The 16,000-nt window shown below is 64.7% G+C and carries 20 protein-coding genes; 9 read left to right on the plus strand and 11 right to left on the minus strand.

What is annotated here, in order from left to right:
• Positions 1-13: 13 nt before the first annotated feature.
• Genes C8C93_RS00460 through C8C93_RS00470 form a run of 3 tightly spaced genes read right to left on the minus strand, consistent with a single transcriptional unit; the run spans position 14 to position 1,728 of the window.
• Positions 14-610 carry a GNAT family N-acetyltransferase gene (locus C8C93_RS00460; protein WP_121505544.1) on the minus strand — a complete coding sequence of 199 codons (597 nt, stop codon included), beginning with the start codon at positions 608-610 and terminating at the stop codon, positions 14-16.
• A gap of 16 nt (positions 611-626) precedes the next feature.
• Positions 627-863: a hypothetical protein gene (locus C8C93_RS00465; RefSeq protein WP_055401590.1), complete on the minus strand. Its 237-nt coding sequence runs from the start codon at positions 861-863 to the stop codon at positions 627-629.
• Positions 864-873: 10 nt separating this feature from the next.
• On the minus strand, positions 874-1,728 hold the full coding sequence (locus C8C93_RS00470; protein ID WP_055401588.1) for a MoxR family ATPase: 855 nt from the start codon (positions 1,726-1,728) through the stop codon (positions 874-876).
• A gap of 106 nt (positions 1,729-1,834) precedes the next feature.
• Between C8C93_RS00470 and C8C93_RS00475 the strand changes: the two genes are divergently transcribed.
• Positions 1,835-2,497: a cytochrome c gene (locus tag C8C93_RS00475; RefSeq protein WP_055401586.1), complete on the plus strand. Its 663-nt coding sequence runs from the start codon at positions 1,835-1,837 to the stop codon at positions 2,495-2,497.
• Positions 2,498-2,557: 60 nt separating this feature from the next.
• Here the strand turns inward: C8C93_RS00475 and C8C93_RS00480 are convergent, their stop codons facing one another.
• Entirely contained in the window at positions 2,558-3,013 is a 456-nt protein-coding gene (locus C8C93_RS00480) for a DUF3429 domain-containing protein (protein ID WP_233559218.1), read from the minus strand.
• Between the two features lie 240 nt (positions 3,014-3,253).
• On the opposite strand from C8C93_RS00480, the gene C8C93_RS00485 reads away from it, so the two are divergent.
• Positions 3,254-4,516 (plus strand): putative Na+/H+ antiporter, encoded by a 1,263-nt coding sequence (locus C8C93_RS00485; protein WP_199726962.1) that lies wholly within the window; start codon positions 3,254-3,256, stop codon positions 4,514-4,516.
• Positions 4,517-4,542: 26 nt separating this feature from the next.
• Here the strand turns inward: C8C93_RS00485 and C8C93_RS00490 are convergent, their stop codons facing one another.
• Positions 4,543-4,977, minus strand: a complete 435-nt coding sequence (locus C8C93_RS00490; RefSeq protein ID WP_010459392.1) for a DUF1841 family protein — start codon at positions 4,975-4,977, stop codon at positions 4,543-4,545.
• 200 nt (positions 4,978-5,177) lie between these two features.
• Here C8C93_RS00490 and C8C93_RS00495 point away from each other — a divergent pair, with 200 nt between their 5' ends.
• On the plus strand, positions 5,178-5,399 hold the full coding sequence (locus tag C8C93_RS00495) for a hypothetical protein (RefSeq protein WP_199726963.1): 222 nt from the start codon (positions 5,178-5,180) through the stop codon (positions 5,397-5,399).
• Positions 5,400-5,537: 138 nt separating this feature from the next.
• Here the strand turns inward: C8C93_RS00495 and C8C93_RS00500 are convergent, their stop codons facing one another.
• Positions 5,538-6,338, minus strand: a complete 801-nt coding sequence (locus C8C93_RS00500) for an IclR family transcriptional regulator C-terminal domain-containing protein (protein ID WP_121505546.1) — start codon at positions 6,336-6,338, stop codon at positions 5,538-5,540.
• Between the two features lie 91 nt (positions 6,339-6,429).
• Here C8C93_RS00500 and C8C93_RS00505 point away from each other — a divergent pair, with 91 nt between their 5' ends.
• The 5 genes from C8C93_RS00505 (at position 6,430) to C8C93_RS00525 (ending at position 10,961) form a co-directional block, all read left to right on the plus strand.
• Positions 6,430-7,131 carry a 3-oxoacid CoA-transferase subunit A gene (locus C8C93_RS00505; protein WP_121505547.1) on the plus strand — a complete coding sequence of 234 codons (702 nt, stop codon included), beginning with the start codon at positions 6,430-6,432 and terminating at the stop codon, positions 7,129-7,131.
• 29 nt (positions 7,132-7,160) lie between these two features.
• The gene (locus tag C8C93_RS00510; protein WP_121505548.1) at positions 7,161-7,811 is read left to right on the plus strand and encodes a 3-oxoacid CoA-transferase subunit B; all 651 of its coding nucleotides are present in this window, start codon (positions 7,161-7,163) and stop codon (positions 7,809-7,811) included.
• Positions 7,812-7,846: 35 nt separating this feature from the next.
• Positions 7,847-9,061: a 3-oxoadipyl-CoA thiolase gene (gene pcaF / locus C8C93_RS00515; protein ID WP_121505549.1), complete on the plus strand. Its 1,215-nt coding sequence runs from the start codon at positions 7,847-7,849 to the stop codon at positions 9,059-9,061.
• Positions 9,058-9,801 carry an SDR family NAD(P)-dependent oxidoreductase gene (locus C8C93_RS00520; protein WP_121505550.1) on the plus strand — a complete coding sequence of 248 codons (744 nt, stop codon included), beginning with the start codon at positions 9,058-9,060 and terminating at the stop codon, positions 9,799-9,801. Before pcaF ends, C8C93_RS00520 begins: the two co-directional genes overlap by 4 nt.
• Before the next feature lie 152 nt (positions 9,802-9,953).
• Entirely contained in the window at positions 9,954-10,961 is a 1,008-nt protein-coding gene (locus tag C8C93_RS00525) for a tripartite tricarboxylate transporter substrate binding protein (RefSeq protein ID WP_121505551.1), read from the plus strand.
• Positions 10,962-11,060: 99 nt separating this feature from the next.
• On the opposite strand, the gene C8C93_RS00530 is transcribed toward C8C93_RS00525, so the two are convergent.
• The gene (locus C8C93_RS00530; RefSeq protein WP_121508605.1) at positions 11,061-11,663 is read right to left on the minus strand and encodes a short chain dehydrogenase; all 603 of its coding nucleotides are present in this window, start codon (positions 11,661-11,663) and stop codon (positions 11,061-11,063) included.
• A 132-nt stretch (positions 11,664-11,795) separates the two neighbouring features.
• Here C8C93_RS00530 and C8C93_RS00535 point away from each other — a divergent pair, with 132 nt between their 5' ends.
• Positions 11,796-12,689 (plus strand): LysR family transcriptional regulator, encoded by an 894-nt coding sequence (locus C8C93_RS00535; protein ID WP_121505552.1) that lies wholly within the window; start codon positions 11,796-11,798, stop codon positions 12,687-12,689.
• A gap of 21 nt (positions 12,690-12,710) precedes the next feature.
• Here C8C93_RS00535 and C8C93_RS00540 read toward each other — a convergent pair whose 3' ends face one another.
• The 4 genes from C8C93_RS00540 to C8C93_RS00555 form a co-directional block, all read right to left on the minus strand.
• Positions 12,711-14,000, minus strand: coding sequence for a type II toxin-antitoxin system HipA family toxin (locus C8C93_RS00540; protein WP_121505553.1), 1,290 nt, complete (start codon positions 13,998-14,000; stop codon positions 12,711-12,713).
• The gene (locus tag C8C93_RS25300) at positions 13,997-14,629 is read right to left on the minus strand and encodes a helix-turn-helix transcriptional regulator (RefSeq protein ID WP_233559219.1); all 633 of its coding nucleotides are present in this window, start codon (positions 14,627-14,629) and stop codon (positions 13,997-13,999) included. Before C8C93_RS25300 ends, C8C93_RS00540 begins: the two co-directional genes overlap by 4 nt.
• A gap of 224 nt (positions 14,630-14,853) precedes the next feature.
• Positions 14,854-15,297 (minus strand): PaaI family thioesterase, encoded by a 444-nt coding sequence (locus C8C93_RS00550; protein WP_121505554.1) that lies wholly within the window; start codon positions 15,295-15,297, stop codon positions 14,854-14,856.
• On the minus strand, positions 15,294-15,989 hold the full coding sequence (locus C8C93_RS00555) for a transglutaminase family protein (protein ID WP_121505555.1): 696 nt from the start codon (positions 15,987-15,989) through the stop codon (positions 15,294-15,296). Before C8C93_RS00555 ends, C8C93_RS00550 begins: the two co-directional genes overlap by 4 nt.
• Between the last annotated feature and the right edge of the window lie 11 nt (positions 15,990-16,000).

Raw genomic sequence — 16,000 nt, forward strand, 5'->3', positions numbered from 1 at the left:
CTAGCGCCAGTGCTTATTGCGCGTGGCGCTCTAAAAGATATAGCAACTGCGCCTTGGCCTCAGGCCACTCGCCTGAGCGCATGCTGTACATCACCGTGTCGCGGATGGTGCCGTCGCGGCGCAGCGCGTGGCCGCGCAGCACGCCGTCCTTCTTGGCGCCTAGGCGTTCGATGGCTTTTTGCGATGCAAAGTTGTAGTTGTCGGTGCGCCAGCCCACCACATGGCAGCCCAGCGTGTCGAAGGCGTGGCCCATCATCAAGAGCTTGGCGGTGGTGTTGACGTGGGTGCGCTGCACACTTTGGCAGTACCAGGTCCAGCCGATCTCCACGCGCTTCACGGCCGGCACGATGTCGTGGTAGCTGGTGGAGCCGAGCACTTTGCCCGTCGCGTCATCCACCACCGCAAAGGCAAAGCGGTTCCCGTCTTCGCGCATCTTCAAGGCGGCTTCGATGTACGCGCGGGTGTCCTGGGGCTCGGGTACCGAGGTGATGCGCAGCTTCCACAGCTCGCCATCGGCCGCAGCGGCGGCCAAGCCGTGTTCGTGGGAGAGCGCCAGGGGCTCCAGGCGGATGCCTCGGTCGCGCAGGGTGACTGGTTCTACAAAAGCCATGGGTCTTTTCTCTTCGTCAATCCTTGGAGGGCTTGTTGCGCCGACTGGTCTGCCAGCGCCGCGCAGCGTGCAGGCCCAGGCCGCCGCCCAGTCCCACCAGGGCAATGCCCACCAGGGCCGGGGTGCCGTAGCCTGGCGCAAAGATGTCCATGCCCAGCCACTGACCCAGCCAGAAACCGGCGAGTGCGCCGCCAACAAAACCAATGGCGTCGGCAATGCCGTCTGCCAGCGAAGGGGTAGGGTGTTGGGACATTGCCGGGGAGTCAGCGGTTGCGCTGATTCATGAACACCAGCTTTTCGAACAGGCTCACGTCCTGTTCATTCTTGAGCAGCGCCCCCACCAGCGGGGGTACCGCCACCTTGTTGTCGGCGCTTTGCAAGGCGGTGAGCGGAATGTCTTCAGCCACCAGCAGCTTGAGCCAGTCGATCAGTTCGCTGGTCGATGGCTTCTTCTTGAGGCCCGGCAGGTTGCGCACGTCATAGAACGTCTTCATCGCCACGCTGAGCAGCTCGCTCTTGAGCGTGGGGAAGTGCACGTTGATGATCTGCCGCATGGTGTCGGCCTCGGGGAACTTGATGAAGTGGAAGAAGCAGCGGCGCAGGAAGGCGTCGGGCAGCTCCTTTTCGTTGTTCGACGTGATGAACACCAGCGGGCGGTGCTTGGCCTTGATGAGTTCGCGCGTTTCGTAGCAGTAGAACTCCATGCGGTCGATTTCGCGCAGCAGGTCGTTCGGGAATTCAATGTCGGCCTTGTCGATCTCGTCGATCAGCAGTGCCACGGGCCGGTCGGCCGTGAAGGCTTGCCACAGCACGCCCTGGATGATGTAGTTGCGGATGTTCTTCACGCGCTCTGCGCTGTCGCCGTCGTTGAGCTGGCTGTCCCGCAAGCGACTCACGGCGTCATATTCATACAGGCCCTGCTGGGCCTTGGTGGTGGACTTGATGTGCCACTGCAACAGCGGCATGTCCAGCGCTTGGGCCACTTCCTCGGCCAGCATCGTCTTGCCCGTGCCGGGCTCGCCCTTGATCAGCAGCGGCCGTTGCAGCGTGATGGCGGCATTGACGGCGAGCATCAGGTCCTGGGTGGCGACGTAGTTCTGGGAGCCTTGGAATTTCATGGGGGAAAACACCGGATCGTTGATGAATGGGCTTGACAGGGCGCTGGCTATAATCGACGGCTGATCAGAGCCCAGAGCTGAACTTCCACGAGATTGTGCGCGCAAAATGAACAAAACGCTGACCACGCTATTTGCCCTGGCTGTCGCTTCCGTGACCGCCTTGTCCCATGCCCAGGAAGCCAAAGGCGACGTGGAAGCCGGCAAGCAAAAGATTGCCATGTGCATTGGCTGCCACGGCATTGTTGGCTACCAGGCCAGCTTTCCTGAGATCCACAAGGTGCCCATGATCTCGGGCCAAAGCGCCAAGTACATTGCGGCAGCCCTGGTCGCCTACCAGAAGGGCGAGCGCAAGCACCCCACCATGCGCGGCATCGCCGAGTCGTTGTCCGAGAAGGACATCGCAGACGTGTCGGCCTACTACGAACAGCACGGCAAGACGGGGGCCGAGCTGCCCGCCAAGCCCGGCCGCGAACCCAGTGTGCAGGTGGCCGAGCTGTTGAAGAAGGGCGCCTGCGTGTCCTGCCACGGCGACAACTTCGCCAAGCCCATTGATCCCTCGTACCCCAAGATCGCCGGCCAGCATGCCGACTACCTCTTCGTGGCCCTCAAGTCCTACAAGGTCGAGAAGAACGCCAATGTGGGCCGTGGTAACGCCATCATGGGCGGTGTGGCCAAGCAATTCACCAACGCTGAGCTGAAGGCGCTGTCCAACTACATCAGCGGCCTCGAAGGTGATCTGCACACGGTGCCTCAGTCACGTTTCCGTTAAGCGACACCACCGTTGATAAAAAGCCCGCTTCGGCGGGCTTTTTGCTGGGCTATCGAATCGTCAGCGGCTGGCGGCCATGGCGCCAACGGCCAGGCACACGCAGGCCGTGGTTGTCAGGCGCCAGCGCAGCGGCAGGTACCACGCCGGCAGCGATGTGCGTGCGGCCAGCCAATGGTCTTGCACCAGGTGCGCCACAAAGCCTGTCACCAGCAGCGCTGCCCCTCCCGCTGGGGGTAACAGCGTCGCAGGCCAGACCATCAGCGATGGCACCACACTCCACACAAAGCAGCGTGTGCGCTCGGCGGTGCTGAGGCCGCTCAGCGCCATGGCGAAGCCCCAGTGCAGCGCTCCCACAAAGCTCAGAATCACCGCGCCATAGGCCAGTAGCGCCGCGCTCCACCAGGGCGTGCTGGGTGCCCACAGGCCCCCAGCCGCCAGTGCCACAAACGGCAGCAGGCCACCATAGCCCAGCCAGGCCACGGGACCAGGGATCGGCGCAGGGGGTGGTGAAGTCAAGGGTTGTGCGGATGGGTGACTGTGCATGGTGCCTCCGGGTACGGTGCCCGCATTGTCTGGAAAGCGCGACTCCCGAGTGCGGTGCATGGTTGTGTGTATGCCGTGAGCGGCGTTCCAAGCGCGCTGCGCCTACACGGAGCCGCCGTTGTGCAACGGTAAAATGGAAGCTGGGTGTCGGCGCCATGGTGGCCTGGCAGGTTCATGCGCTGGTCGGGCCGCCACGCGGTTTTTCTGCGACCCATGAACTCCTCTCCCACCCTGATCCAGGTGATCGGTGCCGTCCTGTTCGGCCTGGCCATCCTCCACACCTTCTCCACCAAGTATTTCGAACGCCTGGCGCATACGCAGCCCAAGCATGCGGGCATCTGGCATTTGCTGGGCGAGGTCGAGGTGGTATTCGGCTTCTGGGCGCTGGTGCTCATGCTGTTCATGTTCTCCATCAGCGGCAAGCAGGAGGCCACGGCCTACCTGGACTCGCGCAATTTCACCGAACCGCTGTTTGTGTTCGCGATCATGGTGATTGCGGCTACACGGCCGATTCTTCAGATGGCTGGCTCCGCGGTGCGGGTGTTGGCAAGGTGCATGCCTTTTCAGCGCGGTGTGGCGATGTACTTTGTGGTGTTGTCGGCCGTTCCGCTGCTGGGCTCCTTCATCACCGAGCCTGCTGCGATGACGCTGGCGGCACTGATGCTGCGTGACATCCTGTTTTCGCAGCCTTTGTCGAACAAGCTCAAGTATTCGACCATTGGCGTGCTGTTCGTCAACATCTCGATCGGCGGCACCCTCACGCCGTTCGCTGCGCCGCCGGTGCTCATGGTGGCGGCGCAGTGGAACTGGGACCTGTGGTTCATGGTGTCCAACTTTGGCTGGAAGGCGGCCGTCGCAGTGGTGGTCAACGCCGGTATCGCCACGCTGCTGTTTCGCCAACAGGTGGGGCACATGGGACGCAAGATCACGACGCACGAGGCGCCCGTGCCTGTGTCCGTGATGCTGGTGCATCTGGTATTTCTGGGGCTTGTCGTGCTGTTTGCGCACCACCCAGCAGTCTTCATGGGCCTGTTCCTGTTTTTCATGGGGTTCACCACGGCCTACCAGCGCCACCAAAACCCGCTGATCCTGCGGGAGGCCTTGCTGGTGGCTTTCTTCCTGGCCGGGCTGGTGGTGCTGGGTGGTTTGCAGCAGTGGTGGCTGCAGCCGGTGCTCATGAAGATGGACGCCAATGCCGTGTTCTTTGGGGCGGCGGCGCTCACGGCTTTTACGGACAACGCTGCGCTGACCTACCTGGGCTCGTTGGTCGAAGGCCTGAGTGACGAGTTCAAGGTCGCCTTGGTGGCGGGTGCAGTAACGGGTGGGGGGCTGACTGTGATTGCCAATGCACCCAACCCTGCAGGCGCGGCGATCCTGAAAGAGAAGTTCGCTGACAACGCCATCCACCCCTTGGGGCTGCTGCTGGGTGCCTTGCCACCTACCATGGTGGCGGTGCTGGCGTTCAAGTTGTTGTGACCGGCCAGCGGATGTAGCGTGGGTGGTCAGTCCCGTGTGGCGCGCCGCTGCACGCAGGCGATGTAGGCGTCGCCATCGGGCGGACGGCCTGCGCGCTGGCTCTCCCACAGCATCTCGCCCAGGCAGTCCATGGCGGCATGGTGCGCGTCGTGCAAGGAGTCGAGCCGTGCTGTCAGCAGTTCCACCGCCTGGCGGATGCCGCGCGGCTGGTCGATGCTGCACTGCTCGCTGATGGACAGGTGCATCGAGAGGTGCAGGAAGGGATTGGTCTGTCCCGGTGTTTCGTCGTAGTTGCGGGCCACGGCCGCATCGGCGTCGGACAGGTCGGCGTGGTACTCGGGGTGCTCGGCGATCCACAGGCTGGCCAGCGTCTCGATGGCTTCCATGGGGGCGCCGCTCTGGGTCTTGGCGTGCACACCGCACAGAAAGCGGCGCACATCGGCTTGGGAGGGGCTGAACATGGGGCGTGAGGGTAGCACGCAGGGCAAGAGCCCGGAGCGCACAGGGGAAGGCGGTTCGGATCGCGCCCGCCTGCTACATCGCGCCGGGGCGGCGTCCTACGATGGCCCTGCGCTGGCGCACCTACATTGGGCTGGCGCAAAGGCCGGGAGCCGGGTCCACTTTGTCGCAGTCCTCCAAACCCGGCATCGGGAGAAGTGTCATGAATGCAATGCGAATCGTTGGTGTGCTGTTGTTGGTGGCGGGGCTGGCCGGGTTTTTGACCGGCGGCTTCAGCTTTACCAAGGACACCACCCAAGCCAAGCTGGGCCCGCTGGAACTCACCGTGAAGGAAAAAGAATCCGTCAATATCCCCCAGTGGATGAGCCTGGGTGCGATGGTGCTGGGCGGCGTGGTGCTGGTGCTGGGGTTTCGCAAGAACTGATTTCACCTGTCATGGCGAGCGACTGGGGTTACGACTCCGGTTCTTGCCCTCTCCAACTAAGACGGGAGTCGGTGCTTTAGCACGGGCTGCTCGTTGCGGGGGTGATCACCGGCTTTTCTCGGTGTGCCTTCCCCTTCATCACCCCCGCGGTGCGCCCATCATGCGCGAAATGGTCCGGGCCGCACTCAGCAGTGCGGACAGCAGGCTCTCCTGCATCATTGCCGCACTCGTGCGATTGGCCTGACCGCTGATGTTGAGCGCCGCCACCGTCTGCCCCGTGCGGTTGGTCAGCGGCGCAGCAATCGATATCAAACCCTCTTCCAGTTCCTGGTTCACCAGGCACCAGCCCTGCTGCCGCGCCTGGCGGATGTGGGCCAGCAGTGCATCCACATCGGTGGTGGTGTGTTCGGTAAAACGCTGCATCGGGTGGCCCTGCAGCCGGGTCTGCAGTTCGTCGTCCGGCAACCCGGCCAGCAGCATGCGGCCCATGGACGTCCAGCACGCGGGCAGGCGCGAGCCCACGCCCAGTGTGGTGCGCATGATCTTGTGGGTGGGCACGCGCAGCACATAGACGATGTCCAGGCCGTCGAGCACGGCGGCCGATGACGACTCGCGCACCTCTTCCACCAGGTCCTCCATCACCGGCTCGGCCAGGTTCCAGATGGGCAGCGATGAGAGGTAGGCAAATCCCAAATCGAGAATGCGCGGGCTGAGGCGAAACAGCTTGCCGTCCGTCTCCACATAGCCCAGCGTCTGCAGCGTGAGCAGGATGCGGCGCGCGCCTGCGCGCGTGAGGCCTGTCTGCGCGGCGACTTCACTCAGGGTTTGCTGCGGCGTGGCCGCGCTGAACGAGCGGATCACCTCCAGCCCGCGCGCGAACGACTGCACATAGCTGTCGCTCGGTTTGGGGTCTTTGGCTTCAGGGGTTTGTGAATTCATACGTATGCCAACTATAATTCTTTAAGCGAACATTTGTTCTACAGACGAACAAATTTCAAAGAGACAACAGAGAAACCAAGAAAGCGTTGCAATGATCAACAAATTGGCGGACTCGGTGGCCCAGGCCCTTGCGGGGGTGAAGGATGGTGCCACGGTGTTGATAGGCGGGTTCGGCACGGCCGGCATTCCCGGTGAGCTGATCGACGGCCTGATCGCCCAGGGCGCGCGCGACCTCACGGTGGTCAACAACAACGCCGGCAATGCCGACCAGGGCCTGGCCGCGCTGCTCAAGGCGGGCCAGGTGCGCAAGATCATCTGCAGCTTTCCGCGCCAGGTCGACAGCTACGTGTTCGACGACCTGTACCGCAGCGGCAAGCTGGAACTGGAACTGGTGCCCCAGGGCAACCTGGCCGAGCGCCTGCGCGCTGCGGGTGCGGGCATCGGCGCCTTTTTCTGCCCCACGGCCTATGGCACCGAATTGGCTGCAGGCAAGGAAACGCGTGAGATCAATGGCAAACACTACGTGCTCGAATACCCCATCCACGGCGATGTGGCCCTGATCAAGGCCGAGAAGGGCGACCGCTGGGGCAACCTTACCTACCGCATGTCGGCGCGCAACTTTGGCCCCGTGATGGCCACGGCCGCCAAGACCACGATTGCCACCGTGCACGAGGTGGTGGAGCTGGGCGCGCTCGACCCCGAGGCCATCGTCACCCCTGGCATCTACGTGAGCCATGTGGTCAAGATCGACCGCACGGCCACGCAGGCGGGTGGTTTCAAGAAATCGGCATGAAATCGGCACCTACCGCACAAGGATAAAGCGTGAGCAGCTATCAAAAGCGTAGTAAAGAAGAACTGGCGAAGCGCGTGGCGCAAGACATCCACGACGGCGCCTACGTCAACCTGGGCATCGGTCAGCCGACCCTGGTGGCCAATCACATCCCGGCAGGCCGCGAGGTCATCCTGCAAAGCGAAAACGGCATTCTGGGCATGGGCCCGGCGCCCGCTGCGGGGCTGGAGGACTATGACCTGATCAACGCGGGCAAGCAGCCCGTCACGCTGCTGCCCGGCGGCGCGTACTTTCACCACGCCGACAGCTTCGCGATGATGCGCGGCGGGCACCTCGACATCTGTGTGCTGGGCGCCTTCCAGGTCAGCGCCACGGGCGACCTGGCCAACTGGAGCACGGGCGAGCCCGGCGCCATCCCCGCCGTGGGCGGGGCCATGGACCTGGCCATCGGCGCCAAGCAGACCTGGGTGATGATGGACCTGCTGACCAAGCAGGGCGCGAGCAAGATCGTGGCGCAGTGCACCTACCCGCTCACCGGTGTCGCCTGCGTGAAGCGCATCTACACCGATCTGTGCACACTGGCCTGCACGCCCGCCGAGCTGCAGCTCATCGACACCGTGCCCGGCCTGTCGCACGCCGAGCTGGAGCAACTGGTGGGCCTGCCCATCCGCCCCGCCGCCTGACCGAATCCAACCCCCAGAAACGAGGAGACAAAACCATGAGCCAAGCTCAACGCCAAGCCTTCATCTGCGACGCCATCCGCACCCCCTTCGGGCGCTACGGCGGCGCGCTCTCCAGCGTGCGCACCGACGACCTGGGCGCCATCCCCATCAAGGCGCTGATGGAGCGCAACCCCGGCGTGGACTGGGCCGCCGTCACCGACGTGCTCTATGGCTGCGCCAACCAGGCCGGTGAAGACAACCGCAACGTGGCCCACATGAGCAGCCTGCTGGCGGGCTTGCCGATCGACGTGCCCGGGGCCACCATCAACCGCCTGTGCGGCTCGGGCCTGGACGCCGTGGGCACCGCAGCGCGCGCCATCAAGGCGGGCGAGGCGGGCCTGATGATTGCAGGCGGCGTGGAGAGCATGAGCCGTGCGCCCTTCGTCATGCCCAAAGCAGAGTCGGCCTTCAGCCGCAGCAACGCGGTGTACGACACCACCATCGGCTGGCGCTTCATCAACAAGCTGATGAAGGAAAAGTACGGCGTCGACTCCATGCCCGAAACCGCCGAGAACGTGGCCACCGACTTCAAGATCGAGCGCGAAGCCCAGGACCAGATGGCGCTGCGCAGCCAGCTCAACGCCGTGGCCGCCATCAAGGCTGGGCACCTGGCGCGCGAGATCGTGCCCGTGCACATCCCGCAAAAGAAGGGCGACGCCATCATCGTGAGCCAGGACGAACACCCCCGCGAGACCAGTCTGGAAGCGCTGGCCAAGCTCAAGGGTGTGGTGCGGCCCGATGGCACGGTGACTGCGGGCAACGCCAGCGGCGTGAACGACGGCGCCTGCGCGCTGCTGCTGGCCGACGAGGCCAACGCCGCCAAATATGGCCTCAAGCCCCGCGCCCGCGTGGTGGGCATGGCCGTGGCCGGTGTGGCGCCGCGCATCATGGGCTTTGGCCCCACGCCCGCCACGCTGAAGGTGCTGGCGCAGACGGGCCTGACCATCGACCACATGGACGTGATCGAACTGAACGAAGCCTTTGCCGCGCAAGGCCTGGCCGTGCTGCGTGCCCTGGGCATCAAGGACGACGACGCCCGAGTGAACGCCTGGGGCGGCGCCATTGCGCTGGGCCACCCGCTGGGCGCCAGCGGCGCGCGCCTGGTCACCACTGCCATCAACCGCCTGCACGAACACGCCGGCCAGTACGCGCTGTGCACCATGTGCATCGGCGTGGGGCAAGGCATTGCCATCATCCTGGAGCGCGTGTGACCGTGATCGAGCGCAACCCGACACCGGTCACCGTCATCACGGGTGCCAGCAATGGCATCGGCCGCGCGATTGCCGAAGCCGTGTTGTCCCAGGGCCACGCCGTGGTCAATCTGGACTACGTGCTGCCCAGCTGGAGCCACCCGCAACTCACCTCCTACCAGGGAGACCTGACCAATGAAGCCTCGACCCGCGAACGCGCGGCCGAGATCTCGGCCAAGCACAACGTGACGGCGCTGGTGAACAACGCGGGCGCCACGCGCCCCGGCACCATCGACACTGCCACCACCGCGCAGCTCGACGACGTGGTGGGCCTGCACCTGCGCGCGCCCATGCTGCTGGTGCAAGCGTTCCTGCCCACGCTGCGCGCCAGCGGGCAGGGCCGCATCGTCAACATGTCGTCGCGCGCAGCGCTGGGCAAGGGCGAGCGCATCGTGTACTCCGCCACCAAAGCTGGAATGATCGGCATGACACGCACGCTCGCCATGGAGCTGGGGCGTGACGGCATCACCGTCAACGCCATCGGCCCCGGCCCGATTGCGACTGAACTCTTCCGACAGAGCAACCCTGAGGGTGCGCCGCAGACGCAGCGCATCCTGAACAGCATTGCCGTGGGCCGCATGGGCACGCCCGACGACGTGGCGCGCGCAGCGCTGTTTTTCCTCTCACCTGACAACGGCTTTGTAACCGGCCAGATTCTGTATGTGTGCGGAGGCACCACGCTGGGAGTGGCGCCTGTATGAACACCTGATTTGAAGACTTTCACCGCCCCCTGACCCGGGGCAGCCACCGATGTTCTCGCCCAGGCGCCAGCGCCCGGTTGAGGCCATGGCACGGCCACCTTCTGGCACGCCCTCGCGATTTTTTTACCACCATCCTGAAGGAGACAAGCCTTATGAACCCGATCAACACCCGTGCACGCCGCCGCTTTACCCTCGGCGCCATCGCCTCTGCCGCCATGCTGGGCGCAGGCCTCATCGCCAGCCCCGCCGCGCTGGCGCAAGCCTTCCCCACCAAGCCCGTCACCATCATCGTGCCGTTCGCAGCAGGCGGCACCACCGACATCCTTGCCCGCATCATCGGCCAGGCGCTGACCAGCGAACTAGGCCAGTCTGTCATCGTGGACAACCGCGCGGGCGCGGGCGGCAACATCGGAGGCGCCATGGCGGCCAAGGCGCAGGCCGACGGCTACACGCTGTTCATGGGCACGGTGGGCACGCACGCCATCAATGCCGCGCTGTACAAGAAGATGCCGTTCGACCCGGTGAAGGACTTTGCCCCGCTGACGCGCGTGGCCAATGTGCCCAACCTGCTGGTGGCCAACCCCGCCCAGCCGTTCAAGACCGTGCCCGAGCTGATTGCCTACGCCAAGGCCAACCCCGGCAAGCTCAACTTTGGCTCGTCGGGCAACGGCAGCTCCATCCATCTGTCGGGCGAGCTGTTCAAGAGCCTGGCCAAGGTGGACATGGTGCACGTGCCCTACAAGGGCAGCGCGCCCGCCGTCACCGACCTGCTGGGCAACCAGATCGGCATCATGTTCGACAACATGCCCTCGGCCATCCAGCATGTTCGTAGCGGCAAACTGGTGCCCATTGCCGTGACCACCGCCAAGCGCTCACCCGAGCTGCCCAACGTGCCCACCATCGCCGAAGCGGGTGTGGCGGGTTACGAAGCCACGTCGTGGTTCGGCATGTTTGCCCCCGCAGGCACGCCCGCGCCAGTGCTGGCCAAGCTGAACACCGCGTTGGTCAAGGTGCTGAACCAGGCTGATGTGAAGAAGAAGATCAATGACCAGGGCGCGGAAGCCATGAGCGAAACGCCCGCGCAGTTCGCCGCCTTCATCCAGGCCGAGTCGGTGAAGTGGGGCAAGGTGGTGAAGGAGTCGGGCGCAAGTCTCGACTGATCTGCACCTTCGATCACTGCAGCTACCAAATTGATAGCTGCTGCCGCCTGTTCGACGGGCGGCAGCAGCTATTTTTCTTTCAAATCCAGGTGGTGTGGCTCACTGAACCCGGTACACCCGCCCCGTCTGCGCCCCTTCCACGCTGCGCTGGTAGCCGCGCGCGGCGCGCTCGGCAGAAACCGTGTCGAACCCCGGGAAGAACGGCCCGTACACGCCCACGGATTCGGTCAGGATGGAGGGGCTCACGGCGTTGATGCGCAGGCCGCGCGGCAGCTCAATGGCGGCAGCGGCCACAAAGCCCTCGATGGCCGCGTTCACCGCCGTGGCATTGGCGCCGTTGCGGATGGGCTCGATCGAGAGGATGCCCGCCGTCAGCGTGATGGAGCCGCCATCGTTCAAATACTTCTGACCGACCAGCGCCAGTTGCACCTGGCCCAGCAGTTTGTCTTGCAGGCCCAGGTTGAATTGCTCGGCTGTCATCTCGGCCAGCGGGCCAAAGTGCAGGTTGCCTGCGCTGCTGACGATGGCATCGACTTTGCCCACCGCCTCGAAAAGCTTTGCGACCGCACCTGGCTGCGAAAAGTCCGCACGGTGCGTGCCGCTGGTGCGGCCCACGGTGATCACGTCGTGGCGTGCGCCCAGGTTGGCCAGCACGGCCTGGCCGATGGTGCCGCTGGCGCCGATGAGAAGGATCTTGGACATGGTGTTTTCCTTGGGTGTCAAAAAGGGTTGATGAGGAACTGACAGCCCGATTCTTTTGCTAATCAATCGGAGCATAAAGTACCTGCAAGTTATGCTTGTGCTAACCATTGATTAGGAATTGAGGGAGTTGCCGTGGACAAGCTGCGCAATATGGAAGTCATGGTGGCCGTGGTGGAGGCCGGCAGCTTTGCCGCTGCCGCGCGCCAGCTGCAGATCTCCGCCGTGATGGTGGGCAAGCACATCCAGCAGCTGGAGACCCACCTGGGCGCGCGCCTGTTCCAGCGCAGCACGCGCCAGAACAGCCTGACCGAGGTGGGCGCCGCGTTCTACGACGACAGCAAACGCGTGCTGGAGCAGGTGCGCTGGGCCGAGTCCGCCGTGGAGCGCAGCCGCGCCGTGCCGCAGGGCCTGCTGCGAGTGAGCGCGCCCTTCACGCTGGGCAACCACGTGATCGCGCCGCTGGTGGCCGACTTTCTACAGCGCCACGACCAGGTGCGTGTTGACCTGCAGCTCACCGACAGCGTGGTGGACCTGGCGGGCGAGGGCTTTGACGTGGCCGTGCGCATTGGCCAGGTGGTGAACGAGGGCCTGGTGGCGCGCCCGCTGCGCCCCTATCGCATGGTGATTGCCGCAGCACCCGCCTACCTGCAGCGCCACGGCACGCCCGAGTGCGCGGCCGACCTGGCCCGGCACCAGTGCCTGAGCCACTCGGTGTGGCAGCGCCGCGTGGAATGGACGCTGCGCGACGGTGACGAGGAGTTCTTCTGGCCTGAGAACGCCCGCCTGACTTGCAACCAGGGCGACGGCCTGCGCCAGGCGGCGCTGCGCGGCCTGGGCCTGATCATGCAACCCGAGGTGCTACTGGCTGACGATCTGGCCAGCGGCGCCTTGGTGCCCGTGATGCAGCCCTGCCTGCCCGCGCCGCGGCCCGTGCAGCTGGTCTATGCGCCCGACAGGAGGCAGCTGCCCAAGCTGGCGCGGTTTGTGGAGTACGTAGTGGGGACGCTGGGCGTAGATGGCCACTGACTGAGCTATACGGCAGCAGGCTCAGCAGAATGCTTTGCGCTGGTCCTTGAGTGCATCGCGGTCGATGCTCGCCGCGAGCTGTTCCATGTCGGCCGCGCAGACGCCGTGCTGCGCAAAATGCAGTGGCCATTGCTCTATCGCGTGAGCAACCTCCTGAATCAACCCGATGGCCCGGGCGCGGGTGATGCCGAATTCGCTCAACTCGGTCAGCGCGTTGTCCAGCGTGGATTGCGCGCCGTGCCGGCCCACCACCATCGCCTGGTAGCCCATGTTCTGCAGCGTGGGCACCACGTCGAACGCCGGGGCCAGGTCGTAGTAGCCATCAAAGCCCAGGCGCAGGCAGTGGTTGCGTTCGTGGTCGTCGGTGTTGTCAATGAGGATGTTGAACACCATGCGCCGAAACAGTTCTTCGCGCTGTGCCTTTTGCCTGTCTGGGTGCGCCTGGCGCAGCAGCACGGTGGCCAGTGCGCCATAGCTATCGGCCAGGCCCGCCGCAGCCAGTGCCGTCTTGGCAGATATGCAATGCACGCGCAGGCTCAGGGCACCCATCTGCACCCGGTCAAACCGCTCAATGGTCAGCGCATGGCGCTGCGGCCCCCGGCCCAACCGCGATGGGATGGGCAGCACGCCCGTGCTGGCAACATGGATGCCTGCCAGGGCCGCCAGCGTCATGGTGGCGTGTTCGATGAGGGGCGTGTCCACCGTGTCATCCAGCTCGCTGAACTTGATGACGCAGGGCCCGCTGTCGGTTTGCAGCAATGCCTTGGGCCGGGCGCCGCCCAGCGTCACGCCGGGCTGCACCAGCCGCTGAATTTCTGGTGTGACCGGGGCTTGAGACTGCACCTCTTCCACCGCCCGCACCATGGCCTCCAGATCACGCAATTGCGGGTACGGCCCGATGCGCCGGGGGATGTACTGTTCGGCTGAGGTGGAGATACCCAAGGCGCCAAAACGGTCGTCACCAGCGAACAGCAGCATCTCCAGAATCGACAGGCGCGCAGGGCGGTCGATGTGGCGGATGATGCGCTCGCCCCAACGGTCGGGGCGCGCATCGTCAATGGCGCCGGGCGCGCTGTCCTTGTGGCCTGCGCTGAACATCTGGCCAGCCAGCAGGGGCAGGTCTTCGCTCAGCGCAAATTGCCACCAGTCTGCGGCATAGGTGAAGGTGGCGCAGTTGGGCACCAGCTGCGACAAGCCCACCGACCCAGTCAGCACCGGCTGGGCGGGGTTGACCAGCGTCCAGACGTAGAGCGTGTCTTGCGGCACGTAGGAGCGCGGAGTGACCTGCGGCGCGTTGGGCTGCAGGCTCATGGCCGCGCTTTCTTCTGGCCCGCGATCAGTGCGGCCAGGCCTGCGGCGGTGCTGTTGGGCTGGCGCTTTGGCGCACCGAGTCCTGTAACTCGAATGGCTTGCCGGATCTGTTCTTCGGGGCCCAGTCCAGCGACCTTCTGCGCGGCCCCTATGGTTGGTTTGGCAGGGCTTGCTTCCTCGAAGGAGCCCTTCATCTCTTCGGCAACGTGCACGGTCCCCAAGTGGGCAGGTGCGTTGGTTTTGGAGGCGGACGGCAAGGCGGCAGGCTTCGCGTTGCCCGCTGGCGTCTTTGCGTCTTTCTGCGCCGTCTTCTGTGCAGCGCGCCGGGGGCGGGCTTTGGCTACCTCAAGCTCCAGCGATGTGAGGTCGTGCTGCGGTGCAATCAGGTCGGCCAGCCCCTGGGCCTGGTTGATGAGCCACATGCACATCACATACGACGCCATCGACACCGACGGGTCGCCGCGCTCGATGCGCGCCATGGTCGGCTGGGACACGCCCAGCCGCTGGGCCCACTGGGCTTGTGTTTCCTTGCGGCGCTTGCGTGCAATCACGATGTTCTGCGCGAGCAACGCGATCTGCTGGAGGACCGCCTGGGGGTAGTCAGCGGGCTTGGTGTTTTGAGATGGCATTCATAGATATTAGTTCAAGAAGGAATTTTTGAACATCTATGAATTATTTGCAGGTGACTGAGGGCAAGATCTGAATGGTATAAATTATTCATAGATGCGCGTTAATGTGATAAAAAATAACATCTATGATTAAATTGTGCTGAGCTGTCGGCATGGTCGTGCAACAAGGGGGCAATCAGCACAAGGACGTGCTGCTGCGCGCCGCCATGCCGGGCCTACAGGGCTCACTCCACAGCGTTGCTGGGCACCGCAGGCCCGATCTTGAACACCCCGCTCACCCGCGCACAGGGCACGCCATCGGCCGTCACCAGTCCCTGAGCAAACACCAGCGAACGCGTGACGCGCAGCGGCTCGGCCTCGCCCTGCACCCAGGCGCCCAGCGAGGCAGGGGCCAGGTAGTCGATCTGCAGGCTGATGGTGGGCAGGAAACGGTCGGCCACCTGGTCGCTTTTGCGGTGTACCGACAGCGGCAGCAGCATGTCGCAAAAGCTGGCCATCATGCCGCCGTGCAGGTTGTTCATGGGGTTCACATGGCGGCGCTCCACGCGAAAGCCGAACTGCACCACGCTGCCTTCGTGGCGCAGGTAGAGCGGGCCGTTGTGCTGGATGAACGGGCCGCCGGACTGCAGCGGCGCAAAGCCCGGTGGGATCTCGGCGTGGCTGCTCATGCGCGGGCCTCCTTCTCCACATCCTGCGCAAAGCTGGCGCCCTCCAGGCTGCTGTGGGTGGCGCCGTCCTCGGGCAGCCAGCCGCTGTACACCGTGCGAAAGTCCGCCGCGATCTGCGTCAGCGGCATGTCGTCAAACGCGCCGCGCTGGTGCACATACTCCATGTGGCGCGCGCCGGATTTGTCGAACGGGTGGTAGATCGAATCGTTCTCGCCATCGAACTCCAGCGGCAGCAGCCCAAAGCGCTCGCACAGCTCGATGTTGAACGCGGGCGTGGCCTTGCGCCAGGCGCCATCCAGCCAGATGTCGGTGTAGCCGTGCCAGATGAAGAGGTCGGTCTTCATCGTCTCTCGCATGCGCTCGGTGCTGAGGTGGTTGCGCACATCGGCAAAGCCCATGCGCGCCGGGATGCCCGCCGAGCGGCACACGGCGGTGAGCAGCGCGGCCTTGGGCACGCACCAGCCGTGGCCGTTGGCCAGCACCGTGCTGGCTGCCATGCCCTGGGGCGAGAGGTCGATGCGGTAGGGGTCGTAGCGAAAGCCGTCACGCACGGCCAGGTACAGGGCCACGGCGCGCTCGCGGTCGGTGGCGCCCTGCGCGTGTTGCTCTGCAAAGGCCTGCACGGCAGGGGCGTCGCTGTCGATGAGTGCAGTGGGGGCGAGGGTGGTGGGCGAGGGCGCAAGCGTGGTCATCGGGCGTGTCT

Origin of the sequence: Acidovorax sp. 93 (assembly GCF_003633835.1) — a bacterium.
Classification (GTDB): domain Bacteria; phylum Pseudomonadota; class Gammaproteobacteria; order Burkholderiales; family Burkholderiaceae_C; genus Acidovorax; species Acidovorax facilis.

What these genes read in the sequence shown, in the direction of transcription:
- C8C93_RS00555 (WP_121505555.1), bottom strand. Translation starts at nt 15,989, where the DNA reads ATGACCACGCTTGCGCCCTCGCCCACCACCCTCGCCCCCACTGCACTC.
- C8C93_RS00505 (WP_121505547.1), top strand. Translation starts at nt 6,430, where the DNA reads ATGATCAACAAATTGGCGGACTCGGTGGCCCAGGCCCTTGCGGGGGTG.
- C8C93_RS00470 (WP_055401588.1), bottom strand. Translation starts at nt 1,728, where the DNA reads ATGAAATTCCAAGGCTCCCAGAACTACGTCGCCACCCAGGACCTGATG.
- C8C93_RS00460 (WP_121505544.1), bottom strand. Translation starts at nt 610, where the DNA reads ATGGCTTTTGTAGAACCAGTCACCCTGCGCGACCGAGGCATCCGCCTG.
- C8C93_RS00465 (WP_055401590.1), bottom strand. Translation starts at nt 863, where the DNA reads ATGTCCCAACACCCTACCCCTTCGCTGGCAGACGGCATTGCCGACGCC.
- C8C93_RS00540 (WP_121505553.1), bottom strand. Translation starts at nt 14,000, where the DNA reads ATGAGCCTGCAGCCCAACGCGCCGCAGGTCACTCCGCGCTCCTACGTG.
- C8C93_RS00525 (WP_121505551.1), top strand. Translation starts at nt 9,954, where the DNA reads ATGAACCCGATCAACACCCGTGCACGCCGCCGCTTTACCCTCGGCGCC.
- C8C93_RS00475 (WP_055401586.1), top strand. Translation starts at nt 1,835, where the DNA reads ATGAACAAAACGCTGACCACGCTATTTGCCCTGGCTGTCGCTTCCGTG.
- C8C93_RS00485 (WP_199726962.1), top strand. Translation starts at nt 3,254, where the DNA reads ATGAACTCCTCTCCCACCCTGATCCAGGTGATCGGTGCCGTCCTGTTC.
- pcaF (WP_121505549.1), top strand. Translation starts at nt 7,847, where the DNA reads ATGAGCCAAGCTCAACGCCAAGCCTTCATCTGCGACGCCATCCGCACC.
- C8C93_RS00495 (WP_199726963.1), top strand. Translation starts at nt 5,178, where the DNA reads ATGAATGCAATGCGAATCGTTGGTGTGCTGTTGTTGGTGGCGGGGCTG.
- C8C93_RS00550 (WP_121505554.1), bottom strand. Translation starts at nt 15,297, where the DNA reads ATGAGCAGCCACGCCGAGATCCCACCGGGCTTTGCGCCGCTGCAGTCC.
- C8C93_RS00500 (WP_121505546.1), bottom strand. Translation starts at nt 6,338, where the DNA reads ATGAATTCACAAACCCCTGAAGCCAAAGACCCCAAACCGAGCGACAGC.
- C8C93_RS25300 (WP_233559219.1), bottom strand. Translation starts at nt 14,629, where the DNA reads ATGCCATCTCAAAACACCAAGCCCGCTGACTACCCCCAGGCGGTCCTC.
- C8C93_RS00490 (WP_010459392.1), bottom strand. Translation starts at nt 4,977, where the DNA reads ATGTTCAGCCCCTCCCAAGCCGATGTGCGCCGCTTTCTGTGCGGTGTG.
- C8C93_RS00530 (WP_121508605.1), bottom strand. Translation starts at nt 11,663, where the DNA reads ATGTCCAAGATCCTTCTCATCGGCGCCAGCGGCACCATCGGCCAGGCC.